Annotated in this window: 27 protein-coding genes, 1 tRNA gene and 1 other annotated feature; of the genes, 25 read left to right on the forward strand and 3 right to left on the reverse strand. The window is 36.5% G+C overall.

Annotated elements, in window-relative coordinates:
• Positions 1-12: 12 nt before the first annotated feature.
• Both AADV52_RS01615 and AADV52_RS01620 read right to left on the reverse strand, forming a co-directional pair.
• Positions 13-369 (reverse strand): arsenate reductase family protein, encoded by a 357-nt coding sequence (locus AADV52_RS01615; RefSeq protein WP_012212044.1) that lies wholly within the window; start codon positions 367-369, stop codon positions 13-15.
• Between the two features lie 8 nt (positions 370-377).
• The gene (locus AADV52_RS01620) at positions 378-1,274 is read right to left on the reverse strand and encodes an alpha/beta hydrolase (protein WP_014918563.1); all 897 of its coding nucleotides are present in this window, start codon (positions 1,272-1,274) and stop codon (positions 378-380) included.
• 153 nt (positions 1,275-1,427) lie between these two features.
• On the opposite strand from AADV52_RS01620, the gene AADV52_RS01625 reads away from it, so the two are divergent.
• The 6 genes from AADV52_RS01625 to AADV52_RS01650 all read left to right on the forward strand — a co-directional run bounded on the left by AADV52_RS01625 (position 1,428) and on the right by AADV52_RS01650 (position 7,251).
• A tRNA-Arg gene (locus AADV52_RS01625) sits at positions 1,428-1,501 on the forward strand.
• 230 nt (positions 1,502-1,731) lie between these two features.
• Entirely contained in the window at positions 1,732-2,937 is a 1,206-nt protein-coding gene (locus AADV52_RS01630) for a GH25 family lysozyme (protein ID WP_014918564.1), read from the forward strand.
• A 122-nt stretch (positions 2,938-3,059) separates the two neighbouring features.
• Positions 3,060-4,856 carry a DUF2207 domain-containing protein gene (locus tag AADV52_RS01635; RefSeq protein ID WP_014918565.1) on the forward strand — a complete coding sequence of 599 codons (1,797 nt, stop codon included), beginning with the start codon at positions 3,060-3,062 and terminating at the stop codon, positions 4,854-4,856.
• 70 nt (positions 4,857-4,926) lie between these two features.
• Positions 4,927-5,106, forward strand: a complete 180-nt coding sequence (locus AADV52_RS01640; protein WP_003547962.1) for a 2-hydroxymuconate tautomerase — start codon at positions 4,927-4,929, stop codon at positions 5,104-5,106.
• Positions 5,107-5,171: 65 nt separating this feature from the next.
• Positions 5,172-5,834 carry an HI_0552 family protein gene (locus tag AADV52_RS01645; RefSeq protein ID WP_014918566.1) on the forward strand — a complete coding sequence of 221 codons (663 nt, stop codon included), beginning with the start codon at positions 5,172-5,174 and terminating at the stop codon, positions 5,832-5,834.
• 139 nt (positions 5,835-5,973) lie between these two features.
• On the forward strand, positions 5,974-7,251 hold the full coding sequence (locus AADV52_RS01650) for an ISL3 family transposase (protein WP_108468180.1): 1,278 nt from the start codon (positions 5,974-5,976) through the stop codon (positions 7,249-7,251).
• Positions 7,252-7,362: 111 nt separating this feature from the next.
• Here AADV52_RS01650 and AADV52_RS01655 read toward each other — a convergent pair whose 3' ends face one another.
• Positions 7,363-8,388, reverse strand: coding sequence for a branched-chain amino acid aminotransferase (locus tag AADV52_RS01655; protein ID WP_014918569.1), 1,026 nt, complete (start codon positions 8,386-8,388; stop codon positions 7,363-7,365).
• A 138-nt stretch (positions 8,389-8,526) separates the two neighbouring features.
• On the opposite strand from AADV52_RS01655, the gene AADV52_RS01660 reads away from it, so the two are divergent.
• The 19 genes from AADV52_RS01660 (at position 8,527) to rsmB (ending at position 25,394) form a co-directional block, all read left to right on the forward strand.
• The gene (locus AADV52_RS01660; protein WP_014918570.1) at positions 8,527-9,894 is read left to right on the forward strand and encodes a DUF2325 domain-containing protein; all 1,368 of its coding nucleotides are present in this window, start codon (positions 8,527-8,529) and stop codon (positions 9,892-9,894) included.
• Between the two features lie 71 nt (positions 9,895-9,965).
• Positions 9,966-10,046 (forward strand) — a sequence feature (ribosomal protein L21 leader region).
• 14 nt (positions 10,047-10,060) lie between these two features.
• Positions 10,061-10,372, forward strand: a complete 312-nt coding sequence (rplU, locus tag AADV52_RS01665; RefSeq protein ID WP_003627604.1) for a 50S ribosomal protein L21 — start codon at positions 10,061-10,063, stop codon at positions 10,370-10,372.
• A gap of 18 nt (positions 10,373-10,390) precedes the next feature.
• Positions 10,391-10,681: a 50S ribosomal protein L27 gene (gene rpmA / locus AADV52_RS01670; protein ID WP_007125344.1), complete on the forward strand. Its 291-nt coding sequence runs from the start codon at positions 10,391-10,393 to the stop codon at positions 10,679-10,681.
• A 109-nt stretch (positions 10,682-10,790) separates the two neighbouring features.
• On the forward strand, positions 10,791-11,900 hold the full coding sequence (locus AADV52_RS01675; protein WP_014918571.1) for a M24 family metallopeptidase: 1,110 nt from the start codon (positions 10,791-10,793) through the stop codon (positions 11,898-11,900).
• Between the two features lie 83 nt (positions 11,901-11,983).
• Positions 11,984-12,553: an elongation factor P gene (efp, locus tag AADV52_RS01680; protein WP_041808691.1), complete on the forward strand. Its 570-nt coding sequence runs from the start codon at positions 11,984-11,986 to the stop codon at positions 12,551-12,553.
• Positions 12,554-12,570: 17 nt separating this feature from the next.
• Positions 12,571-12,996, forward strand: coding sequence for an Asp23/Gls24 family envelope stress response protein (locus tag AADV52_RS01685; protein WP_014918573.1), 426 nt, complete (start codon positions 12,571-12,573; stop codon positions 12,994-12,996).
• Between the two features lie 7 nt (positions 12,997-13,003).
• Positions 13,004-13,396, forward strand: coding sequence for a transcription antitermination factor NusB (nusB, locus tag AADV52_RS01690; protein WP_014918574.1), 393 nt, complete (start codon positions 13,004-13,006; stop codon positions 13,394-13,396).
• A gap of 59 nt (positions 13,397-13,455) precedes the next feature.
• Entirely contained in the window at positions 13,456-14,304 is an 849-nt protein-coding gene (locus tag AADV52_RS01695; RefSeq protein ID WP_014918575.1) for a bifunctional methylenetetrahydrofolate dehydrogenase/methenyltetrahydrofolate cyclohydrolase, read from the forward strand.
• Positions 14,294-15,637, forward strand: coding sequence for an exodeoxyribonuclease VII large subunit (xseA, locus tag AADV52_RS01700; protein ID WP_003627596.1), 1,344 nt, complete (start codon positions 14,294-14,296; stop codon positions 15,635-15,637). The genes AADV52_RS01695 and xseA overlap by 11 nt, the downstream gene beginning before the upstream one ends.
• A 2-nt stretch (positions 15,638-15,639) precedes the next feature.
• The gene (locus AADV52_RS01705) at positions 15,640-15,882 is read left to right on the forward strand and encodes an exodeoxyribonuclease VII small subunit (protein ID WP_014918576.1); all 243 of its coding nucleotides are present in this window, start codon (positions 15,640-15,642) and stop codon (positions 15,880-15,882) included.
• 2 nt (positions 15,883-15,884) lie between these two features.
• Complete coding sequence (locus tag AADV52_RS01710; RefSeq protein ID WP_014918577.1) at positions 15,885-16,754, forward strand: polyprenyl synthetase family protein; 870 nt, start codon at positions 15,885-15,887, stop codon at positions 16,752-16,754.
• Complete coding sequence (locus tag AADV52_RS01715) at positions 16,755-17,567, forward strand: TlyA family RNA methyltransferase (RefSeq protein ID WP_014918578.1); 813 nt, start codon at positions 16,755-16,757, stop codon at positions 17,565-17,567.
• A 10-nt stretch (positions 17,568-17,577) separates the two neighbouring features.
• Positions 17,578-19,260, forward strand: coding sequence for a DNA repair protein RecN (gene recN, locus AADV52_RS01720; protein WP_014918579.1), 1,683 nt, complete (start codon positions 17,578-17,580; stop codon positions 19,258-19,260).
• Positions 19,253-19,693 carry an ASCH domain-containing protein gene (locus tag AADV52_RS01725; protein WP_014918580.1) on the forward strand — a complete coding sequence of 147 codons (441 nt, stop codon included), beginning with the start codon at positions 19,253-19,255 and terminating at the stop codon, positions 19,691-19,693. Before recN ends, AADV52_RS01725 begins: the two co-directional genes overlap by 8 nt.
• Before the next feature lie 137 nt (positions 19,694-19,830).
• A complete protein-coding gene (gene gmk / locus AADV52_RS01730) occupies positions 19,831-20,445 on the forward strand; it encodes a guanylate kinase (RefSeq protein WP_014918581.1) in 615 nt (204 codons plus the stop codon).
• A gap of 2 nt (positions 20,446-20,447) precedes the next feature.
• On the forward strand, positions 20,448-20,672 hold the full coding sequence (rpoZ, locus tag AADV52_RS01735) for a DNA-directed RNA polymerase subunit omega (RefSeq protein ID WP_014918582.1): 225 nt from the start codon (positions 20,448-20,450) through the stop codon (positions 20,670-20,672).
• 49 nt (positions 20,673-20,721) lie between these two features.
• The gene (gene priA / locus AADV52_RS01740; RefSeq protein WP_014918583.1) at positions 20,722-23,121 is read left to right on the forward strand and encodes a primosomal protein N'; all 2,400 of its coding nucleotides are present in this window, start codon (positions 20,722-20,724) and stop codon (positions 23,119-23,121) included.
• 13 nt (positions 23,122-23,134) lie between these two features.
• Complete coding sequence (gene fmt, locus AADV52_RS01745; RefSeq protein WP_014918584.1) at positions 23,135-24,079, forward strand: methionyl-tRNA formyltransferase; 945 nt, start codon at positions 23,135-23,137, stop codon at positions 24,077-24,079.
• Complete coding sequence (gene rsmB, locus AADV52_RS01750; RefSeq protein ID WP_080588351.1) at positions 24,030-25,394, forward strand: 16S rRNA (cytosine(967)-C(5))-methyltransferase RsmB; 1,365 nt, start codon at positions 24,030-24,032, stop codon at positions 25,392-25,394. Before fmt ends, rsmB begins: the two co-directional genes overlap by 50 nt.
• Positions 25,395-25,397 lie beyond the last annotated feature (3 nt).

Here is a 25,397-nt window from a genome sequence, read left to right on the forward strand (position 1 = left end):
AGGGGTTATTTTTTACAGCCAAGTATTTTCAAATATATCTTCTTTAAAGCCGCAGGTTAAATGCTGGTCATCTACGACAAGTGGGCGTTTAATTAACTTACCATCTTGTGACATCATTTCTGCTGCTTCTTCAATCGTCATCGTTGGTATTTTTTCTTTTAAATTGTCTGCACGATAGCGTTGACCGTGTGTATTAAAGAAATATTTCAAACCGCGATCTTGATACTTAGTCATCCATTTAATCAGATCTTCTTTTTTAGGTGGCTCTTCAACTAAATCTTGAAATTCATATTGAACATGATGGTCGTCCATCCATTTGCGTGCTTTTCTAGAAGTTGAGCATCTTTTATAACCATAGAATTTAATCATACTTTACCTCATTTATTCATGTGTTGTCTGAAAAATTCGATTTCTTCGTCGTTAGCGATATCAGCGATTCTGTCTTTTTGGTTAACGAAAAAGACGTGACCGCGAGGATTATCTTCATCACCATAAGATTTACAAATAGCATGAACCCCGCGACCAAGCAAAAAGCCAAAGAGGGTGAATTGTATATCATGCAAGAAGTCATTATTAGCAGTAATCAAAAATGTAGGCAAGAAGTTATGATCAATATATTTTTCTACATCTAATTGTTCATGATATTTGTTAACGGCATTCTTAGTAAAGTAAAGACTTTCTACTCCTGCAAGGCTGTCTGGAGTTAAGACGAAGGAGGCAGCACAGTTTAAGCCAACTGCTCTAAATTTTAAGTTAAGCGGCTTATATGAGAATAATTTGGCATAGTCTGGATTGGTTAAAATGTTAACGTATTGTTCTGCCATTTGACCACCAGCACTGTCGCCAATAATAAAGACATTATTTCTATCTAAACGGTATTCTTCAGCGTGATCATCAACCCAATGCATGTAGCGATCGACATCATCTAATTCATCTGGAAATTCTGCATGTTCTGGGGCTAAACGGTAATTAGGATTGATGAAGGCAAAACCACGTTTAGCTAAACCCATGCCATAATATTGGTAAGTTTCTTTTGTACCGTAAACCCAGCCACCACCGTGGATATTAATAATGACAGGGAAGGGTGCACTTTCTTTTTTAGGAAGATAAACATCTAATGTGTGCCATTTTTCGTCTGGACCATAAGGTAAATTGTCGATTCTTTCAACTTCTGGGATGTCATGAGGAAGATCACTATCACGATGATCGTCACTTCTCTTGCAACCACTACGATATTCATTGAGGAAATTCTTTATTTTTTCTGTAAGTTCCATATTTTAATCTCTTTTCTAAAAACAAACGCTTTCACAATTAATTATACTCAAATCTAAAATAAAAAATAATTTTTTGAAAAATATGCTTGCATTTTTTAAAGATATTCCCTATAATAATTTATGTTCTGTTGAGGACATACAAACATACGAAATGGTCTGGTAGCTCAGCTGGATAGAGCAACAGTCTTCTAAACTGTGGGTCGTGAGTTCGAATCTCACCCGGATCACTGATGAAAGCAATACTGTGTGTATTGCTTTTTTGTGCTTAAATTAGGCTGCCCACCATTTGACCACCAAAAAATATTGTATAATACAAATTCGTGACAATAATTAAGTTACTCTTACATTGAAGCTTAATCTGTTGACTAAATTTGTTAACGATATTATCCTAAATTTGATTTCTTAAAAAACAATAAGTGTGAATTTATGTTATTTTCGCATAACGGGGGAAATAAGATTGACGACTACCAAAAAGATTATTATGAAATTGGCATGTGCAACCGCTCTTGGTACAGCAGGAGTAGCATTAACTCAAGTAAATAGACCACAAATTACTGTTAATGCTGCAACTACTTCTGTAGCTGCTCGCGCTCTTGGCGTGGATGTTGCTAGTTACCAAAGCGCTGACTTATCAAGTCACGCTCAAGCTGGTTCCCAATTTGCCATTGTTAAGGTAAGTGAAGGGACTTCTTACTGCAATCCTAAGGCATCTAGCCAAATTTCAACGGCTATTTCTAATAATATGATGCCAATGGCATACCATTTCGCTACATTTAGTTCAAATAGTAGTGCAGCAGTTGCTGAAGCAAATTATGCTATTAAGGCAGCTCAAGCATTTGGTTTGCCTAAGGGTTCATACATTGCTTGTGACTACGAAACTGGTCAAGGCAATAATATTTATGGCGGTAAGACACCAACAGCTAATGCTATTATTGCATTTATGGACCAAATTAAAGCAGCTGGCTACAAGCCACTTCTTTATGCAAGTTCATCAGTTTTGAGAACCAACATTGATACTAATAGCGTAATTGCTAAGTATCCTAACTCATTGTGGGTAGCATCATATGCTATCTCAGGCAGAATTGATAATCCTAATTTCAATTACTTCCCATCAATGGAAGGTGTATCAATTTGGCAATTTACTGATAATTGGCGTGGCTTAAATGTTGATGGTAACGTTGCAGTTCTTCCTTTATCAATTGATGGAAATACAACTTCAAATGATGGTGCTATTTCACAAGCTCCAAGCAGTACACCAAGTAAGCCAGCTACTAGTTCAAAGCCAACTAACAATGAACCAGCTACTAGTGGCTACATTATGAAGAAGTCATATGTTTACAACAAAAAGGGCGAACGTATCAGTGGTTCTTATGCTGCTTACACCAATATTAATTATTATGGTGGAGCAACTAAGCTTGACAATGGTAAGACTGCACTTAAAGTTGGCGAAGATCGTTACATTATAGCAAGCAATGTTTTAGGTAACTCTCGTGTCTTGAAGCATAATGCATATGTTTACAAGAATAACGGTTATTCTCGTGCTAACTGGCGTGTGTTAAGAAAAGGCACTCCAATTAAGACATATGGCTCAAGATTACATATCAATGGCAAGAGCTATTACCGTATTGGCAAGAACATGTACGTTAAATGTGGTAATTTTTAAAAATAGATATTAAAACTAATTAAAAAGCGTAAGTGAATTCGTTTAGCAGAATTTGCTTGCGCTTTTTTGCATTATTAAGATATGATTATTTCAAATAACTTGGAAAAGTAAGGAGGGTAACAATGAAAAGGAAACTTTTAAGTTTAATTGGGATATTTAGTTTAATAAGTATTTTTGCAATGTGGGCTCAACCTGTAAAAGCCAATGTTGATTATGATATTACTGACATGAATGTTACCGCAAAAGTTAATCGTAATGGTTCAGTAATGATTCACCGGAAGATTTATTATGATTTTGATAGTGATGCGCGCGGTGTATACTATCGGCAAAATTTGACGCAAAAACAAAAAATTAAGGATATTCAAGTAAAAGTAAATGATCAACCAGTTATTGCCGCAAATAATAAGAAAAATAACACTTATCAGCTAACTAAAGAAAATAATTCTTATCGTTTTAAGGTTTTTCATCGAATTTCTGAAGATAATCGGATTAAAGTTGAATATTCCTACAAAATTTTAGATTTAATTACTAATTATAAAGATACTGCTGAATTGAATTTTAAAATTATAGGTAATGGTTGGGATACTGATATTGATCATGCGCAAGCTACGGTTGTTTTTCCTGAATCAGTAGAAGGATTAAAAGCTTGGGCACATGGTTCTTTAGATGGTTATACCCAGGTTTTACCGCACAAAGGCAAAATTATTATGAAGGCAGACGATGTGGCTGGTGATGTTGGCATCGAAGTACATGCGATTTTCCCTACAGCTGTCACGGCCGCAAATAAAAATTATGTTGATCAAAATAAAAAAGAAGCAATTGAAAAACAAGAGGCCCAATTAGCTAGAGAAGCTAATGAGAGAAGAAAAAGAAAATTATACTTTGGCTGGGGCTTAGCTTTTGTATCTTTGATTACTGGCTTAGTGGTTATTGTTAAAGGATTCTTTGGTAAGAAAATGGGCTTTAAACCTAAGAAACAGGGAGAACTTGCCCATAATTATGAAATTCCTAATGTAGATCCAGTGACTGCTCAAATTTTAGATAATGCTGCTTGGCCAGATACCAAGGCACTTACAGCATATTTGATGCAACTTGCTGCTAAAAAGAAAATCAAAATTGAAGAATTCAAAACTAAGCATTTAAAGAAGACAAATTATTGCATTTCTCTGGTAGATAAAAGTATTTTGCAGGATGATTTGCTGTATTTCTTATTCAATCAGGTTGGTGATAGAAAGTCTTTTACAACCAAGGAATTAAGAAATTACACTTCCAGAAAATTAGGTAAGAAATTTGATAATTGGTGCAAGAGAAAATACAAGCAGACTGAACAAGCTGGCTTTTTAGATCATGAATTAGAAATAGCTAGAAGTCATTACCGTACTTTAGCTATTGTAGGAATTATGATTAGTATTGCTGCCTGGATTATTGCAATTTTTCAACTTGGGCCATCTATGGCTAGCGTTGTGATTGGTGGAATTTTATTAATTGTCATAGAATTCATTGCCTTCTTTGTCGGTAATCATAAAATTAGCTTGTATACTCAAAAAGGTGCATTAGAAACTGATCAAGTTCGTGGATTTGAAAAGATGCTTGATGATATTGGTAGATTCAAGATGAAAGATGTCGGCGATCTGATTTTGTGGGAAGATATTATGCCATATGCCGTTGCCTTCGGCTTGTCAAAAAAGGTTTTGAAGCAATTGAAACTTGAATTTACTCAAGATGAATTAGATGCGACAGGATTTATTGTGGGGAGTTCTTTCTATAGCACAGGCAGTGATGGCTTTGAAAGAAACTTTACCAGCAGTTTTTCTGAAGGAGTATCTTATGGCTCTTCTTCTGCATCAGGTGGTAGCGGTGGCTTTTCAGGCGGCTCCTCCGGTGGTGTAGGTGGCGGAAGCGGCGGTGGTGCTTTTTAACCAGCTGAGAATTTTAAAACAAAAAACAGAAAAACTTGTATAATTAATAAAAAAGAAAGAAGGATAAACTATGCCATTTGTACATATTGAATTAATTAAAGGTCGTTCTGACGAACAAATTACTAACTTAATGAAGGATGTTACTGAAGCTGTACATAAGAATACTGGTGCACCTAAGGAACATATCCATGTGATCATTAATGAATTAGGCAAGCATTCATACGGCCAAGGCGGCGAATGGAGAGCTTAATAGTTTAGCGATAATCTTTTGCGTTGGCAAAAGATTATTTTTCATTCTAGGATTAGGGGATAAATATGACGCAATTAACTGAAGAAATGTTTCAGATTTTTGATCAACCAGAATTCTCTTTTAAGAAAATTAAGATGCAACATTCTGAAGCAGAGGTAGCAGAATTAAAGGATGAATTTAAAGGCGTTTGGCAAACGTGGAAGGCTGTTAATCAGGCTGTTGCACAAAACTTGCCGACAGGAAAATTTGCTAAAGTTCATGTAGAGAGCTGGACTAATGGCTGGAATTTGCGCGATCATTACTGGGCATCATATCGTTTGCAAGATTTAGCAGATGCCAATCCGTGTGTTGGGGTAATGCTAGATAAAAAGCAATTGCAAGTATATTTAATGTTCCAGCATTATCAGAGTGAAAACAGAAAAATTACGCCTGAACAATATAACGAATTATTGGCTGACATTCCTAGTTGGAGTAAACAAATTGATTTGCAAAATTGGTATATTTGGAATGGTGAAATGTCTTCTGAATTTGATGATCATACAAAATTAAGTGATTATTTAAAGCAAACTGATATACAAAAACAATTTAAATCAGAGTTGTCAGATGCTACATTTTTGGTGGGCAAGTTTGTCTTCAGAGATCAACAACATGATGTTAATATGGAAGACTTTATTACAAATGCGATTGTAGACCTGTTGCCTTTATATGAAAAATCAGTTAAAAAATAAGGCTCTATAATTTTTCCTGTTGATGACTTATCTATATGATAAGCTGTTAACAGGTTTTTTATTGCATAAAAAAGGAGGACATAGTCCTCTTCAATAAAAATCGTTTCCACACAAATTCTTATAAATAAAGGTGATTTCTATGTCCTCTCTTAATCATTGTATTAAATTCGAGCTTGATGTTAAAGACGAAAATATTGTTTTTAAAGATTATTTTTATAAATCGATCAAACTGCAAAAGCATAAAATCTATGAAGCTGAATTGCTTCAACCTGCTTGTCCTTTCTGCGGCTCTTTGGATCTTTTACACAATGGCCATTTGATTACCAACATTCACTATCCAACAGCTAATGCAAGTTTACCGGTCATTATCAGATTAGCTAAGCAACGAGTTAAATGTCGCGCTTGTGAGCGCTGGTCTATGGCTCAGTCTGAATTGGTAAATAAATACTGTTCTATTTCTAATGCTTCCAAGCTTAAAGTATTATCAGCTTTAACTGAAGACCGATCTATAACCAGCATTGTCAGCGAAAACAATGTTTCTGTCAACACTGTTCAAAGAGTTTTAGGCAGCTGCTCTCACCGTTTCCTTGACAGCTATGAGTATCTGCCAGCTCATTTAGCTTTTGATGAGTTTAAGGGAGTCGACCGTCAGCTGCACTTTATCTGCTTAGACGGCGATAGTCATCAAGTCGTGCAGATTCTTAGAACTCGCTACAAGAAGACGCTGCTTAAGTATTTTGGTCGTTTCTTGCCCCAAGCTAGAGCTAACGTTAAGACGGTCACGATGGATCTTAATTTTTACTATCAAGATATCGTCAGAGCTTGTTTTCCTAACGCTCAGATTGTCATCGATCGTTTTCATATGATTCAAATGCTTACGCGTTCTTTCAACTCACTGAGAGTCCAAGTCATGAAGACCTTTGATAAAAGATCCAGACAGTATCAGCTGCTCAAATCTCCCTGGAAATTATACTTGAAGAAGTTTGATGAGCTTGAAAAAGTTCATCCTCGCTACAACTGGCATTACAAAGACTGCTTAACTCAAGCACAAGCAGTTACAGAAGGCATTAACACCAGCACTGCTTTAGAGAATTCATATAACCTGATGCAAAGCTTTATTCAAGCCGTTGAAACTGGCAATACGCATGAGCTCAAATCGTTAATCAACTGCCAAGATCAAATTGGAACTTTAATGCACAAAACACTATTAACCTTTAAGCATAATCTAACAGCTGTGCTTAACGGAGCAGCCCTGCCTTATTCTAACGGCTGTCTTGAAGGCTTCAATCGCAAAATCAAACAAATCGAACGAACAGCTTTTGGCTATTCCAATTTTACCAATCTCTTAACCAGAATTCGTTTGGAAGAAGATCTGTACAAAGAAAAAGAACCAAACAGCCTTTTAATGGTTGCCTGATTCTATTCATTTACTCTCTATCAACAGGATTTGACAAAGAGCCCAAATATCAGGGCTTACTTCGATGACAACACCGAAATAAGTCCTTATTTTCATAAAGCTTAGTTTTTGTTAACTTAGTCTAACTGTCCAATTATATTTGTCGTCTAGATCACCAACTTGAATGCCAAATAAAGTATCATAGAGTTTTTGGGTAATTGGGCCTACTTTGGTTTCATCACCAAAGACATGCTTTTTACCCTTGTAAGTAAGTGATCCAACAGGTGAAATAACCGCAGCAGTTCCCATAGCACCTGCTTCAACGAAACGATCAACATCATCAATTGGAATTTTGGCTTCAATAGGATCAAGACCAAGATCTTTGGCAATCTTTAAAATTGAACGCTTAGTAATAGATGGCAAAATGGAATCTGATTTTGGTGTCTGAAACTGACCGTCTTTTGTAATGCCGAAGAAGTTTGCACCACCAAATTCATCAATATATTTGTGCTCTTTTGGGTCTAAATAAAGGGCATCAGCGAAGCCGTTCTTTTTGGCAATTAATGATGGCATCAAGCTGCTGGCATAATTACCAGCAGTCTTTGCTTGTCCAGTACCGGCAGGAGCTGCTCTATCGTAGTCGCTAACCTCATAAGGCATTGGCTTAAGGCCTTTAATAAAAGCACCAACTGGAGTGGCATAGATTCTAAATTGATATGTCTCAGATGGTGAAATGCCAACGATTGGCTGCATCCCCATCATGAATGGACGAAGATATAGCGTACCACCAGAACCATAAGGAGGGACAAAGTCTTGATTTGCCTTAACAACCTCCTTAACAGCTTTAACAAATTCTTCTTCTGGATAAGGCTCCATTAAAAGTCGTTTAGCAGAATCAGCCATTCTTTTGGCGTTTTGCTCCGGTCTAAATAAATTAATGCCGCCGTCTTTTCTGCGATAAGCTTTTAGCCCTTCAAAAACTTCTTGTCCGTAGTGCAATTCCTCAGCTGCTTCGTTAAAGGTGATAGATGAATCTTGAGTTAAGTGGCCGCCTTGCCATTTACCATCTTTAAATTCATCAACCCAGCGATAGGGCAAATCGTGGTATTTAAATCCAAGTTTATTCCAGTCTAAGTCTTCAAGATTAGTTTTAGCCATGTTTCTTCTTCCTCGTTGTCTCAGTATCATTTTTGTTAAATTATAGTGATATTTAAGTTAAAAAGCAAAAGATTTGATATATATTAAAAGTAAGTAAAAAATAGAACAGTATAGCTAAATTAAAAAAGTGGTGAAAGTATGTACGATTATCGTAATAATATCAAAGTAATTTTAAATAAAACTGAAGCAGACGATAAGAGTCTAGCTAACAACTTGAATGCTATTAAAGCAATTATCGCTATGGCTGATGGTGGAAGTGCAGATAAGCCTAAAGCTAAAACTGCTCCAAAGAAACAAGCCAATACGCAGTCAATAGCCCAGCGTAATGCAGATTTAAAACAATTTAAGCAGCTGCTAATGGGATTAACTAGCTTGATTGAAACACCAGGGGATGAAAAAGCTAAGAAGACATCACTGGAAGCATTGCATAAATTAACCTTTGTTCCTGGAGTAGGTAAGCGGTATGGCAATGTTTTGGGAAAGCTTGATCAAGCAATTCAGAAATCGAAAACAACTAAAGAAGCAGTCAACAAGAAGATTTTTGAAGATGCGATGAAACCCAAAGAACAACCTAAGCGTGATTATCGTAAAGGAAAACGATACACGGTTATTCGTGCACTTTCTGGCTGTAATTTGATTAATGATGATGGTCAAATTGTTTATCGCATTAAAGAATCGCAAATTCATTCGCTTAATTTGAAAAGCGGTGATATTGTTGAGGCTTTAGAAGATCGGGATAATCCTAACTATGAAGCAGAAATTTTGCGTGTGGTTGGTTATCGTAAATTGCGTACGCGTGATTATGATCCAATCGAAGAATTTCGTTATGCCGTTGTGCAAGGCAGAACTGGTCAACTAGCAATTACGCGTAATATCAAGGGTGAAAATTTGCGTATTCGTGGCAAAGCAATCACAATTCCAGCAGATTCAAGTTATTATCAGGGCGAAAACATTCATTTAGAAGATGGCTCAATTGTTGACTTGGCTTGGTATACAGGGGATGTCCGCATTAAGAAAAATCCTGCTGATGCTGTACAAATTCGCTGGATTTATCAAGTAGATCCACCAAAACAATCAGATCTTTCCTATAAAAAGAAAGACAAGAATAAAGACAAAGCTGCAGAAGAATTAACTAAACTGGATATGAATTTGCATTACCAGCGAGTGGGTATTGCGATTGGCGATAATCAAAACGAAGGAATTTTGGAAGGTATCGTAAATCGCTATAACGGCATTCCTATTCCAATCAATGCTTTTGAAGGCAAAAAGAAAGTTATGGAGCGACAGATTAAAGATCTTGATATTGTGATTTTGATGACGGCATATGCTGCACACGATGCCACTTGGAACATTCAAGAATTTGCTTCAAAGTATGGCGTGAAATTTGCAGTTTCTTCATCAAAAGGCTATAGATCATTTGAACGAGCACTGTATCGTGCAGAAAATAAATTGCCAGCTTATGAAGGTACGCAGACAATTGAATATAAAGAAGCAAAAGATGATTAATATCTGTCTTGTTTTTATTGATAAATTATTTTTTAGGTAGTAAACTATAAGAGTTGTATTTGTGGAGACCTCCACATCTGCAACCGCACGGCTCGGGGTTAGAAGTCTTCTTGAGTAAGAAGCACCTCAGTTCGGCGAGTCTAAGTATTTTTTCGGAGGTGTACAAATGTACGCAATTATTAAGACCGGTGGTAAGCAATACAAAGTTGCAGAAGGCGACAGCGTATTTGTAGAAAAGCTTGATGCTGAAGAAGGCAGCTCAGTAACTTTTGACGAAGTTATCCTTGTTGCTAATGGTGACGACGTTAAGGTTGGTACTCCATTAGTAGATGGTGCTAAGGTAACTGCTAAAGTTGAAAAGCAAGGCAAGGAAAAGAAGGTTGTAACTTTCAAGTACAAGCCTAAGAAACACTCACACAGCAAGTATGGTCACCGTCAACCTTACACTAAGGTTACAGTTGAAAAGATTGAAGCTTAATTCAGAGGTGAAATGATTATGAATATTTTAGGTATGAAATTATTTGCCCACCACAAGGGTGGCGGTTCTACTGCCAACGGTCGTAACTCAGCTGGTCGTCGTTTAGGCGCTAAGGCTGGTGACGGTCAAACTATCCACGCAGGTACTATCATTTACCGTCAACGTGGTACTAAGATTCACCCAGGCAAAAACGTAGGTCAAGGTGGAGACGACACTTTATTTGCACTTGTTAACGGCGTTGTTAAGTTTGAACGTCTTGGCAAGTACAAGAAGCAAGTTTCTGTATACCCAGCTGAAGAAGCTAAGTAATTCAGATATAAAATAAGACGGGTAGCTAGTGCCACCCGTCTTTTTTATGGTATTTTCCATAGGAGATTTAGTATAATTAATAAAACACACGCAAAGAAGGTCTCTGATAATGGAAAATAAACAAGAATTACTAACATTAATTAATAATCGTATTAATCAGGTTACTGCTCTGATTAAGGAACATAATGCAGATGCTATGATTATCTTTAATCAGGCTAATTATCGTTATCTTACTAATTTTACCGGTGAAGAAGCACAATTAATATTGACTGCTAATGGTGAAAGAACGCTTTTATCAGATTCGCGTTTTGCAGGTCAAATTAAAGCACAAGTTCCAGGCGAGATGGATGTAGTAATGAAACATTCAAGCGACTATGAAGAATTGACTAATGCCCTTAAAAAGATGAATGTCAAGAAAGTCTTAGTAGAAGGCGAATTCGTTTCAGCGAGTGAATTTTCAAAATTAAAAGAATTAAATCCAGATATTGATTTTGAAATGGTTGAAGAATTAGTTGAACGTGTGCGCAATGTAAAAGATGAACTTGAAATTGCGGCTTTGCGCAAAGCTATTGACATATCGATGGAAAGCTTCAAAGGTATTTTTCCAATGATCAAGCCTGGCGTAAAAGAACGCGCAATCGGTGCTAAGTTGGATTATCTTTTTAAAGTGAATGGTGGAGACGGCCCCGACTTTGAAACGATTGTTGCTTCAGGAGTTCGATCAGCTTGGGCGCACGGCGTAGCTAGTGATAAAGAACTTGAAGAAGGCGACATGATTGTCATCGATTTTGGTAGTTTTTATCATGGCTATGCTGCTGATATTACTAGGACGATTGCTTTGGGCGAAGTTGATGAAGAAATGCACAAAATTTATGATATTGTGCATGAAGCACAGCGTCGCGGAATTGAGGCAGCTGTTGTTGGTAATACCGGTCATGATGTTGACAAGGCAGCACGTGATTACATAACTCAGCAAGGTTATGGTAAATATTTTGGTCATGGAATTGGTCATGGCATCGGCCTTGAGATCCATGAATTATGTCAACCTGCTTTGCCATTTAAAACAACCAAGTTAGTCAATAATATGGTTCATACCGTTGAACCGGGAATTTATTTGCCTGATAAAGGCGGCGTTAGAATTGAAGATGATATTTTAATTCATGATCAGACGCCAGAAACTTTATCTACTTTGCCAAAAGATGAGTTAATTTCATTATAGTTAATATTTTAATAGGCCGAAGTTATAGCCAAAACGGTCTAAGATTGGTAAGATAATAATTGTAGAAATGAGGGACTTATATTATGACAATGATTTCAGTAAACGAATTCAAGAATGGCTTAACTATTCAATACAATAACGATTTATGGCGTATTGTTGAATTCCAACACGTAAAACCAGGTAAGGGTAGTGCATTCGTACGTTCAAAGCTTAAGAGCTTGAGAACTGGCGCTGTTCAAGAATATACTTTCCGTTCAACTGCAAAGGTTGAAACTGCAGATATTCAAACTAAGTCAATGCAATACTTGTACAATGATGGTTCAAGTTACGTATTCATGGATACTTCAACTTACGATCAATTAGCTATTCCAAATGAACAAATCAAGGATGAAGCTAACTACTTGTTAGAAAACATGGTAGTTAACGTAATCTTGCACGATGGTGAAACTTTAGGTATTCAATTGCCTAATACTGTTGATTTGAAGGTAGCTAAGACTGAACCAAACATCAAGGGTGATACTTCATCAGGTGGTGGTAAGCCAGCTACTATGGAAACTGGCTTGGTAGTTAACGTACCATTCTTTATTAACGAAGGTGACGTATTAACTATCAACACTTCTGATGGTACATACGTATCACGTGCAAATAAGTAGTTTTTTGAGGTAACAAAATGGCAGATAGTTCAAAAATTCTCTTAAGTGGTGAAGAAAACAGCGAACAAATTAAAATTGATCCAAGTGTTCTAGAAGTTATTTTGGGTATTGCTGCTGAAAAAATTGATGGCGTTGCTGGAATGCGCGGTAGCTTAAAGTCAGGCCTTAATTGGTTTCTTGGTCGTGAAGATCATGGCAAAGGCGTTAATGTAAAAGTTGACGAAGACAACAAATTAATTGCTGATGTTTATGTCTACCTTGAAAGTGGCGTAAATGTTCCTAAAGTAGGGATGGAAATTCAAAAGGAATTAAAGGCTCAATTGTTACAAATGACTGACCTTGAACTTAAGTCAATCAATGTTCACGTGGTAGGTTTAGCTTTTCCAGAAGATGAAAAAGAAGCTGAAGAAACTACCTCAGAGCTGTTTCTGGAGGATAAATAGAGAGATAATGAACCAACACGAAAGTCGAAAAGTTGCTATGCAAGCAGTATATTTGGCTAATCAAGAACCAGATTTATCTGCTGAAGATGTGGAAGCAAAAGTCGTCGCAACACTTAATTTAAAACAGCTTTCTGCCTATTCAAAGAAACTAATTGAAGGCGTACTTGAAAATCGTGAAGATTTACAGTCTGAATTAACTAATCATTTGAAAAAAGGCTGGCGTCTTGAACGTGTAAGTCAAATAGTTGTTGCTATTATGGAAGTTGCACTTTTTGAAATTAAGAATAGTGATGAAATTGATCCTAAAGCAGCAGTTAATGAAGCTTTAAATTTATGTGACGAATTTGCTGAGCCAAAAGAAAAACCATTTATTAATGGGATGTTAGCAAACTTTGTTTAATAACGATTAAATAGCCGGCAGCTTTGCCGGCTATTTTTTTAGTAATAAGGAGAAAAATAATGGGAAAAATTCTTGATGGTAAGGCATTTGCAAATTTATTAGGTCAAAATCTTAAAGAAAAGGTTAAGAAATTAAAAGATGAGGGAATAACGCCACATTTTTGCGTAATAAATATTGGGGACAATCCTGCAAGCAAAATTTATGTTCGAACTAAAAAGCGTCGAGCTGAAAAAATGGGTATTATTCAAGACATTTATCAAATGTCAGCTGATACTAAGCAAGAAGAGGCTATAGCTTTAATTGATAAATTAAATGCGGATCCAGCAATCAATGGTTTAATGGTGCAATTGCCAGCTCCTAAACAAATCGATACGGATGCCTTACTAGAAAGAATTGATCCTAATAAAGATGTAGATGGATTGACTCCTGCGAATATTGGTCATCTTTGGATGGGCAATCTTTTTGTTGAACCCGCTACAGCTGAAGGAATTATTGCCTTGCTTAAGCATTATGAAATTCCGCTAGAAGGCAAAAACGTAGTGATCATTGGCCGCAGCAATATCGTAGGCAAGCCTTTAGCAGCTTTAATGTTAGAACAAAATGCTACAGTTACCATTGCGCACTCAAGAACTAAGAATTTGGGCGAAATCACTAAAAAGGCAGATGTCTTGGTATCTGCAACTGGTCAAGCATTTTTAGTTAAAGCAGATATGGTTAAAGATGGCGCAGTTGTTGTTGATGTTGGTATGAATCATGTTGATGGTAAATTAGTTGGTGATGTAGATTTTGATAATGTCAAAGAAAAAGCCAGTTATATTACCCCTGTTCCAGGTGGTGTGGGTCCCTTAACCGTACAATTTTTGATGGAAGCAGTAGTTAAATTAACTAGGAGACAAAATGACCGATAATAAATATTTAACGGTTACAGATTTAAATTATTATATTACGCAAAAGTTTAAAAATGATCCTTACTTGCATAAGGTATTTTTGCAAGGTGAATTATCCAACTTTCGCTATCGCCGTAATTCACACCAGTATTTTTCATTAAAAGATGAAAAATCTAAGATTAACGTAGTCATGTTTCGTTCTTACTTTGATAAGGTAAAATTCAAGCCTGAAGAAGGAATGAAAGTATATGTTGTTGGTTATGTTAGCGTTTATGGACCACAAGGATCATATCAGTTTTATGCCGAAAATATGGAGCCAGCTGGACTTGGTGCGCTTTATGAACAATTAAAGCAGCTTCAAGCTAAATTGGCCAAAGAAGGTCTGTTTAATCCGGAGCATAAGAGGAAGTTGCCACGTTTTCCTGATAAGATCGCAGTCGTAACCAGTGCTTCGGGAGCTGTTATTCATGATATTATGGTTACAGCCAATCGCCGTTTTCCGCATGCCGAAATCGATTTGTTCCCAGCACAAGTGCAAGGTGATACTGCAGCTGATTCATTAGTAAAAGCGATGCGACAAATTGCTGCACAAGGTGACGAGTATGATGTCATGATCATTGGCCGTGGTGGTGGTTCGCTAGAAGATCTGTGGTCATTTAATGAAGAAGAAGTTGTGCGGCAAGTCTATGCTATGCCAATGCCGGTTATTTCTTCAGTAGGACACGAAACCGATACCACTTTATGTGATTTAGTCGCTGATGCACGTGCAGCTACGCCAACGGCAGCGGCTGAATATGCGACGCCTAATTTGGCAGATGAGTTGGCAGGAATTCATCAATTACAGAGTCGGTTAATTGCAGGGATGCAAAATAATATTAACCAAAAGCGAGATCGCTTGAATCGAATTAAGAATTCTGTGATTATGAGAGAACCTACCAGACTTTATGATCAACAAATTCAACAAGTTGATTTATTGAAGCAGCGTTTGCAAAATAGTATTCAGAATAAAGTAAATAATTCATTGCAAAATTATCGTTTATTGAAACAACGTTTGCTTAGTGTCAGTCCAGATAAACAAATTGCAGGGATGAAGCAACAAGAAAAATTCTTGGCAAAGCAGTTGAATGATAATATGAAGCACTATTTAAAGAACAAGCGTAGCGATTTTAGTAAAATAGTACAACAACTTGATGATTATAGTCCACTTAAGACTTTAGAGCGTGGTTTTGTTTATACTACTAATGAAGAGGGCGAGACCGTTAGCTCAGTTGATCAGATTAAAAAAGATGATCATTTAAATCTTCATTTTAAAGATGGAGAAGTTACAGCAACAGTTACAGAGGTAAGGAAATAAAGATGCCAACAAAGAAAAATAATTTTGAAGAACAATTAAATAGCTTAGAAAAAATTGTCACTAATCTTGAAAATGGTAATGTGCCACTTGAGGATGCCTTGAAGGAATTTCAAGAAGGTGTAAAGATTAGTCGTGAATTGGATAAAAAGTTGACTAGCGCAGAAGAAACTGTGGCTAAGTTAATTGATAGCGATGGCACTGAACATAAATTAGATCCAAATAATGAAGCAGCTCCAGAGGATTAATTATGCCAGCATTTAAGTATTTTAAAGAAGATTGGACGCCAGTAATTGATGATTATCTAGCTAAGCATTTAGCTTCAGAAGTAGATAATCAAAAAATTAGTCAGATCATGGCTTATTCAGTTATGGCTGGTGGTAAAAGATTAAGACCACTTTTATTTTTAGCAACATTGAATACATTAGGGCGCAAAATAGATGAGCCTGAAATCAGAATTGCCTGTGGTATTGAATTGATTCACACATATTCATTAATTCATGATGATTTGCCTGCGATGGATAATGATGATTATCGTCGCGGTAAGTTGACTAGCCATAAAAAATGGGGCGAAGCTGAAGCTATTTTAGCTGGGGATGCACTCTTACCATTAGGCATTGAATGGATAGCAGAAGGCAGCCAATCTGCTCAATTGGTCAATATTATTACGCAAGCAGTAGGGCCTAATGGCATGGTAGGTGGTCAGTATCTTGATATTGATTCAACTAATAATGCAAGTGTTGCTGGCGATGCCAAATTTATCAATCAAATGGAATGGCTAAAAACAGGCTGTTTAATTCAAGCTAGCGTGGAAATGGCAGCTGTTTATGCCAAGGCTAGTGATATTGAACAAGTAAAATTAATTGATTTTGCTAAGGCCTTTGGTCGTTCATATCAAATTTATGATGATTTGGTTGATGTCGTTGAGACAAGCGAAGAGGCCGGCAAGGCAACTCATAAGGATAAAGAAGAGGGTAAAAATAATACTTTGACTTTATTAGGAATTGATCAAAGCCGCAAAGAATTAAAGGATTTGATTGATCAAGCTAAAGATGATTTGCATGGCTTGAATGGGGAAGTATTAGCTGGTTTTTTGGATCTATATCAAAAGGTGTTGTAAATGGCAAAACAAAGAGCAGATGTTTTATTAGCCGAACAAGGAATTTTTCATTCTCGTTCTACTGCACAAAGAGCAATTATGGCAGGTTTGGTTTCCGATCATAATCATCAAAGAATTGATAAGAGTGGGACTAAATTCCCTGAAGGCGAGAAGTTTTATGTCAAAGATGATGGCAAAAAATATGTTTCTCGAGGCGGATTCAAGCTTGAAAAAGCATTAAAAGTTTTTGATATTGATTTAAAAGATAAAATTTGTTTGGATATTGGTGCTTCTACTGGTGGATTTACCGATGTTGCTTTGCAAAATGGTGCCAAAATGGTATATGCCTTAGATGTAGGCTATAACCAATTGGCTTGGCAATTAAGAGATGATCCTCGTGTGGTAGTAATGGAAAAGCAGAATTTCCGCTATTCTAAGCCTGCTGATTTTGATCAGGGCTTGCCTGATTTTGCCATGACAGATGTTTCATTTATTTCTCTTGATTTGATCATGCCTCCAATGTATGAAATTCTCAAAGATCAATGTGATGCCGTTTGTTTAATTAAGCCTCAATTTGAAGCAGGTCCAGAAAACGTTGGAAAACATGGTATTGTCCATGATCATGAAGTACACAAAAATGTAATTGAACATACTATGCAAAAAGCAATGGAAATTGGCTTTAATGTTTTAGATGTAGATTATTCACCAATCAAGGGTGGTAAAGGCAATATCGAATTTTTAATTCATTTACAAAAAGATGAAGCTAATGGCGGTCGTAATTTGTGGTCAAGTATGCCAGCAGAAGTAGTTGAACGTGCTGTAAATAGTCTCTAGGAGTGGAAAAATGCTAGTTGAACTAGATATTAAAAATTTTGCGATTATTAAAAGCTTAAAAGTTCGCTTTCAAGAAAAAATGACCGTGATTATCGGTGAAACTGGTGCTGGTAAATCTATTATCATTGATGCGGTTTCATTATTAATGGGGAGCCGCAGTCAAAAAGAGATGATCCGTTCTGGAGAACAAAAAGCTGTAATTACAGGTCTATTTGTACTTGATAATCAAAAAGAAAAAATTGCAGAGCTATGTGAAAAATATGGCTTGCCTCATGATGATGATCAATTGGTAATTAGCCGGGAATTGGCCATCAAGGGTAGAAATATAGTACGTATTAATGGTCAATTGACAACCATCAATATTTTGCGTGAAATTGGTAATTATTTAGTCGATATTCATGGTCAGCATGATCAGCAAATATTGATGGACCAAGATCGTCAAATTGATTTGGTTGATGATTACGCACCTGATTCTTTTAAAGAAGAGTTATCGGCATATCAAGAGGACTACCGTCATTGGCAAAAATTAACCAATCAACTGCGTCATTTGCGTCAAGATGCACAGGAATTAGCTCAAAAGCAAGATATTCTTCAATTTCAAAATGATGAATTAGAGTCTGCCAATTTGGAAGATCCTGATGAAGATGAAAAGCTAGAAGAAGAATATAATGAGCTAAATAATTATCAAAAAATTGCAGATACTGCCAACTATTTTATGCAGCTGTATGATGATGACGAGCATGGAATTGCAACATTGCTTGGGGATGCACAAAATGCAGCAACAGATTTGACAGAATTTGGTTCAAAATTTAAGGATTTTGCCAAAACCGTTGATGATGGAGTTTATGCTTTAAACGATGCGCGTAGCGAATTGTCTAATTTGATGGATCAGATAGATTTTGATGAAGAACGTTATCAATATGTGACTAATCGCATGGATACATTGAACTCACTGAAGAAAAAGTATGGTCCAACTTTGGCAGATGTCTTTTCTTTTTATGCTAAAGTGCAAAAAGAACTTAGTCAGTTTGAATTTGGTGGTCTAGATGAAGAAAAGCTGCAAGCAGAAGTGGCTCAAGTCGAAGAAAAAATGACTAAAGAAGCTAGACAGTTGCATTTGATTCGAGAAAAAGTTGCCCATTCACTAGAAGAGCAGATTAAGCAAGAATTAGCGGACCTTTATATGGAAAAGGCACGTTTCTCCATTAATTTTGAAGAAACCAAGACTTTTACAGCAAAAGGAACAGATGCAATTGTATTTTTAATCGCACCTAACCCAGGTGAAGATTTAATGCCACTGGTAAAAATTGTCTCTGGCGGTGAACAGTCTAGATTGATTCTGGCATTGAAAGCTATCTTTAGCCATGTTGAGCCAGTGGGAACAATGATTTTTGACGAAATTGATACGGGTGTGTCTGGACGAGTTTCTGCGGCAATTGGTAAAAAGATGCATTCAATTGGTCGAGACAAGCAAGTAATTGCCATCACTCACTCTCCGCAAGTTGCAGCGGCTGGTGATCAACGCTACTTAGTTGCTAAGCAAGTAAAAGATGGTTCTACTTTTACGCAAATAGGACCGTTGAGTGAAGAAGAGACCATCACTGCAATTGCTCAGATGATGGCAGGACAAGATGTAACAGATGCAGCTAAAGAGAATGCTGCTGATTTAATTAAGAGTATTAAAGATGAATAAAATTAATGATTTTTGGATGAATTTTTGTCAAAAACATCATGTTGATCCAGAAGAATTGGAAGAAGTTTTTGCCTTTGGTAGAAATAGTCATGATGCCGATGTCTTGAGTGATTTGGTCAATCGAGGCATAAAAACTGCTACTACAAGCGTATATGATCTTGATGGAGCCATGCCGGTTGTAGGAAAATATGCAATTGTTTTAAATGGTAAAAATGAACCGGTGTGTGTAATTCAAAACAAAACCGTTGAAATTATGCCGTTTAAGAACGTTTCAGCTGAACATGCATATTTAGAGGGCGAAGGAGATCGCTCATATGAGTATTGGCGGAAAGTTCATGAAAAATTTTTCGCACAGGAATGTGAAGAAGATTTGGATACTACTTTTACTGAAAACACTGAAGTAGTTTGCGAAACTTTCGAAAAGGTAGATTAAAGCAAAAAGCAGGTGATTAGCCTGCTTTTTCTAATACCTTGGGACGTCTACGGTTGAACTACAAAAAGAGAAAACTTGAAAAACTAATGATTTTAGTGCAAACTAGATATATTAATAGTTACTAAGAGGAGTTCAGCATGGCAGATAAAGGTTTGTTATTAGTACTTTCTGGTCCTTCAGGTGTTGGTAAGGGAACTGTGAAAAGTGCTATTGTTGAAAACAAAGTCTTTCCGTTTGAGTATTCAGTTTCGATGACTACTCGTAAGCCTCGACCTGGAGAAGTCGATGGTAAAGATTATTTCTTTGTAAGTGAAGAACGTTTTCAAGAAGCTATTAGAAATGGTGAGTTATTAGAATATAATAATTACGTTGGACATTATTATGGTACGCCATTAGGTCCCGTAAAAAAGATGTTGCATGATGGCAAGGACGTTTTATTGGAGATTGACGTTAACGGTGCCGCTAAGGTCCGTGAAAAAATGCCAGATGGCGTGTTCATCTTTTTAACTCCACCAGATTTGCATACATTGCATTTACGATTAGAACATCGTGGTACCGAGTCAGAAGATGTAATTCGTAGTAGAATTAGGCAAGTTCGAAATGAAATCTTGGAAATGGAAGAGTATGATTATGCAGTTGTAAATGATACAGTTGCTAATGCAGTAGACCATATCAAGGCAATTGTTGATGCAGAGCATGTCAGTGTTAAACGTGTAGTTGGTGACTATCGCAAGATGGTCAAGGAGGATTAATCATGAGAATTACTTATCCATCAATTGATAAATTGTTGTCACGTGTTGATTCACGTTATTCATTATCTGTTCTTGCTGCTAAGAGAGCACATGAACTTGAAGCTGGTGATCCACCAACTTTAGATCATTTCAAGTGTGATAAGGCAGTGGGTAAGGCACTTGAAGAAATTGCCGCTGGTAAAGTAACGGTTGACCTAGCTCATGCCGAGGTTAACCTCGAAGACTAATTTACTGACCTTCATCCTTTGGGTGGAGGTCTTTTTTACAGGTGATTAGATGATTGCTCAGGTTATTGTTGATGTTGCAGCTAAGCAAACGGATCGTATTTTTGAATATCACATTCCGGCTGAATTAGAAAAAGATGTAAAAATCGGTTCAAGGGTAATAGTGCCATTTGGTCGGAGAAAAGTACAAGGCTTTGTGGTTGGTATAGAAGAAAAAAGTCAATTTAAAGGCAAACTGAAGGATTTACTAGTCAAAGTAGATGAAATGCCACCACTTACGCCGGAATTAATCAAATTATCTGAAAATTTAGCACAAAATATTTTTTCATATAGAATAACTATTTTGCAGGCTATGCTGCCATGGGTAATGCGAGCAGGTTATCGCAAACTATTAGTGCCTGCAAATGAAAAAGCAAAGCAGATACCCTTTTTTCAAGGTGATCCAGTTGATTTATCCAAAATGACGGATCTGAAGCAAATAAAAAAGGCTCATCAATTGTTAAAAAGTGATAATGCCAAAATAGAATATGTTGTTGAAAATAGGGCTAAAGAGAAAAAAGAAAACCAATATGAATTGACGCTTGATTCTGCGGAATATACTAAAATTTATAATACTTTGCGCCAAAATGCAGTTAAGCAAAAGCAATTGATTATGGATATCATTGAAAACAAAGATGATTATCCTAAAAGTCAAAGTAGTTTAATAAAGGGATTGGGTTTGTCTACAGCTAGTTTGAATTCTGCCGTTGAAAAAGGGTGGTTAAAAAGAAAGGCTGTTGAAGTTTATCGTAATCCTTTAGCTGGCTTTGAAGATGAAGAAAAGCCGGTTCCGGTAACTTTAAACGATGAACAGCAAACTGCATTAAATCAAATTAATAAAGCTATAGATCAGCATAAAGCAGAAACTTTTTTGCTTGAGGGAATTACTGGCAGCGGAAAAACTGAAGTATATTTACATGCAATTGGGCAAGCTTTAGCTCAAGGAAGAAATGCTTTGATGCTAGTGCCAGAAATTTCGTTGACTCCTCAAATGGTTAAACAAGTGAAAGCACGTTTTGGTGATAAGGTGGCTGTTTTGCACAGTGCTTTATCTGAAGGTGAAAAATATGATGAATGGCGCAGAATTCGCCGCGGCGAAATTCAAGTAGTAGTTGGAGCAAGAAGTGCAGTTTTTGTACCGCTGGATAATATTGGCTTAATCGTAATTGATGAGGAACATGAATCATCATATAAGCAAGAGACCAATCCGCGCTACAATGCTAAAAATGTGGCAATTTGGCGCAGCAAGTATCATCATTGCCCACTAGTACTAGGGAGTGCCACTCCATCGCTTGGAAGTCGTGCTCGCGCTCAAAAAGATATCTATCATTTATTGCGGTTAACCAAACGCGCAAATCACAAGAAATTACCGAAAGTTAATTTGATTGATCTTAAACATGTTCAATTTGCGGGTGGTCAATTTGATCTATCCGTTGAATTAGTTGACGCCATTAAGAAAAGACTAGAGAAAAAAGAGCAGGTTATCTTAATGCTTAACCGGCGTGGCTTTGCTAATTTTATGCTCTGTCGGGAATGTGGTTTTGTTTTGAAATGTCCTAATTGTGATGTCTCGCTTAACTTGCATAAAGATACTAATAGCATGCAATGTCACTATTGTGGGCATACAGAGCCAATACCTACTCGTTGTCCTAATTGTCAGAGTTCAAAGATTCGTTTCCTAGGAACGGGAACCCAAAAAGTTCAAGAAGAACTTGACGAACTTTTGCCAGGAGCTAGAATTTTAAGAATGGATGTTGATACCACCAGAAGAAAAGGTAGTTATAAACGCATCCTAGATTTATTTGGTAATCATGAAGCGGATATTTTGCTAGGAACTCAAATGATTGCTAAAGGATTGGACTTTCCAAATGTAACTTTAGTTGGCGTAATTAACGCGGATACGGGATTATGGTTATCTGATTATAATGCATCGGAAAAAACTTTTGAATTATTAACGCAAGTTGCAGGCCGTGCGGGCCGAGCCGACAAGGAAGGCGAAGTTCTAATTCAAACTTATAGTCCAGAGCACTATGCCATTCAATTGGCACAAACGCAGGATTATGAAAGATTTTATGGTTATGAAATGCATATGCGTTATGTTGGTAATTACCCACCATATTTTTATACAGTATTAATATCAGTTGCTGCTAAAAAAGAGCAAAATGCTGCTAGAGAAGCATTTAAGATTAAACGATATTTATTGCAGCATTTGAATAATCAAGTGATAATCTTAGGACCATCCCCAAGTGCAATTTCTAGAGTAAAAAATCAATATTATTACCAAATACTGGTAAAATATAAAAAAGAGCCAAATTTGAATAAACTGTTACACCATGTTCAAGATTCTGCTCAAGAAGCTAAAAAATATGGATTAAGTATTTTTATCGATAATGAACCAGAAAGAATAATGTAAGGGAGATGCTTTGATGACATCAGTAATATTTATGGGAACACCAGAATTTTCTGTTCCAGTATTAGAAGGTTTAATTAAAAATAATTATGAAATTAAGGCTGTTGTAACTCAGCCTGATAAAAAAGTAGGCCGTAAGCAAAAAATTACTAAGACTCCAGCTAAAATTGCTGCAGAAAAGCATGATTTGCCAGTCTTTCAACCAGTAAAATTATCTGGCTCAGAAGAAATGCAACAAGTGATTGATATGCATGCCGACTTAATCGTTACTGCTGCTTATGGTCAATTTTTGCCAACTAAGTTTTTAAACTCAGTAAAAATTGCAGCTGTTAACGTTCATGGTTCACTTTTGCCAAAATATCGTGGTGGTGCGCCAATTCAATATTCACTTATTAATGGGGATGCAGAAACTGGTATTACCATTATGGAAATGGTGAAGAAGATGGATGCTGGTGATATCTATTCTCAAAAGGCAATTAAGATTGAACCAGATGATAATGCTGGTACTTTGTTTAGCAAATTATCAATTGTAGGTAGAGACTTGTTATTAGAAACTTTGCCTTCGATTATTGATGGCAGCGTTAAGAAGATCCCACAAGATCCAGATAAGGTAGTCTTTTCACCTAACATTACTAAAGAGCAAGAAAGAATCGTTCCTACTATGACAGCTACTGAGGCTAATAACATGATTCGTGCTCTTAATCCAGATCCAGGTGCTTACATGATGCTTGAAGGCAAGCGTTTTAAAGTTTGGAAAGCAGAAGTAGCTAAGGATAGTACTGATTTAAAGCCGGGTTGTGTAGTGGCTAATAAGGGCTGCTTTGCAATTAGTTTTGCAGATGGTACTGTTTTGAACTTGCTTGAGGTACAACCAAGTGGCAAGAAGAAGATGGATATTAAGAACTTTTTAAATGGTCAAGGCAGCAAGTTTGCCCCAGGAGAAGAAATTGTCGACAAATAAAAGTGCCCGTGCAATTAGCTTAGAGACTTTAATTAAAGTTTTACAAAATGGCTCATATTCAAATATTAGTTTGAATAATAGTTTGAAGCATTCTGACTTATCAATTGCAGATCAAAATTTAGCGACTAGAATTGTCTATGGTACGATTCAGTATCGTCTTTTTGTGGAATATCAATTGACGGGATTGTTAAAAACAAAAATTACTGAAAAATATTTGAAGCCACTTTTATTAATGTCTCTTTATCAGATAATATTTTTGGATAAGGTTCCTAATCGTGCTGTGCTAGACGAAGCAAACAAGTTAGCTAAGCAGTTTGGCAAACATCATTCGTCAGGCTATAGAGTAGTGAACGGAATCTTGCGTGCATTTATTAGACGCGGCGTGATTTTGCCCGATGAAAAAGATACTACTAAATATTTAAGTATTAAGGAAAGTGTTCCTGAATGGCTAGTTAAATATTTAATTGATAATTGGGGCATGCAAAAAGCTCAGTCGGTTTTGAGCAGTATTAATGACCCGGCTAAAAATAGTGTACGAATTTCATCATTAGCAGATAGAAACAAAGTTTTTGATCAATTAAAAAAAGAAGGATATCAGCCAGAATGGTCCAATTTATCTCTTAATGATGCCGTCTTAAATCATGGTGGTATTAGTGAGAATGATTTGTTTGAGCAGGGAAAGTTGACAATTCAAGATGAAGCCGCTAGCTTAGTGGTAGAAGCTTTTGATTTTGATCAAAATCAAACTGAACATGTTTTAGATGCATGTAGTGCACCTGGCGGTAAAACCGTACAGATTGCCGAAAATATCCACGGTGATGTTACTGCATTAGATATTCATGAAAAGAAGTTGCGTTTAGTAAAAGAAAATGCACGGCGGATGCATGTTTTAGATAAGGTAACAACTAAGGCATGTGATGCTAGAAAAGCACATGAAATATTTAAAGCAGGCAAATTTACTAAAATTTTAGTTGATGCTCCATGCTCAGGACTAGGGTTATTAAGACGTAAACCTGAGATTCGTTATACTAAAAGTTTGCAAGATTTAAGAAACTTACAAAAAATTCAGTTAACGATTTTAGATTCTATTAGCAAATTGTTAAAAGCAGAGGGAGAGTTAGTATACTCAACCTGTTCAATTTCAATGGAAGAAAATGAAGAAGTAGTTAAGCAATTCTTGCGAATTCATCCTGGTTTTGAATTAAAACCATTTTCATTAAGCAAGCTTGAGTCCAAGACAGGAATGTTAAAAATAATGCCTGATCAAGATGGCAATGATGGATTTTTCATTGCAAAATTTAGATTACGAGGTTAGATT

The organism is Lactobacillus helveticus (assembly GCF_046109915.1).
GTDB classification, from domain to species: Bacteria; Bacillota; Bacilli; order Lactobacillales; family Lactobacillaceae; genus Lactobacillus; species Lactobacillus helveticus.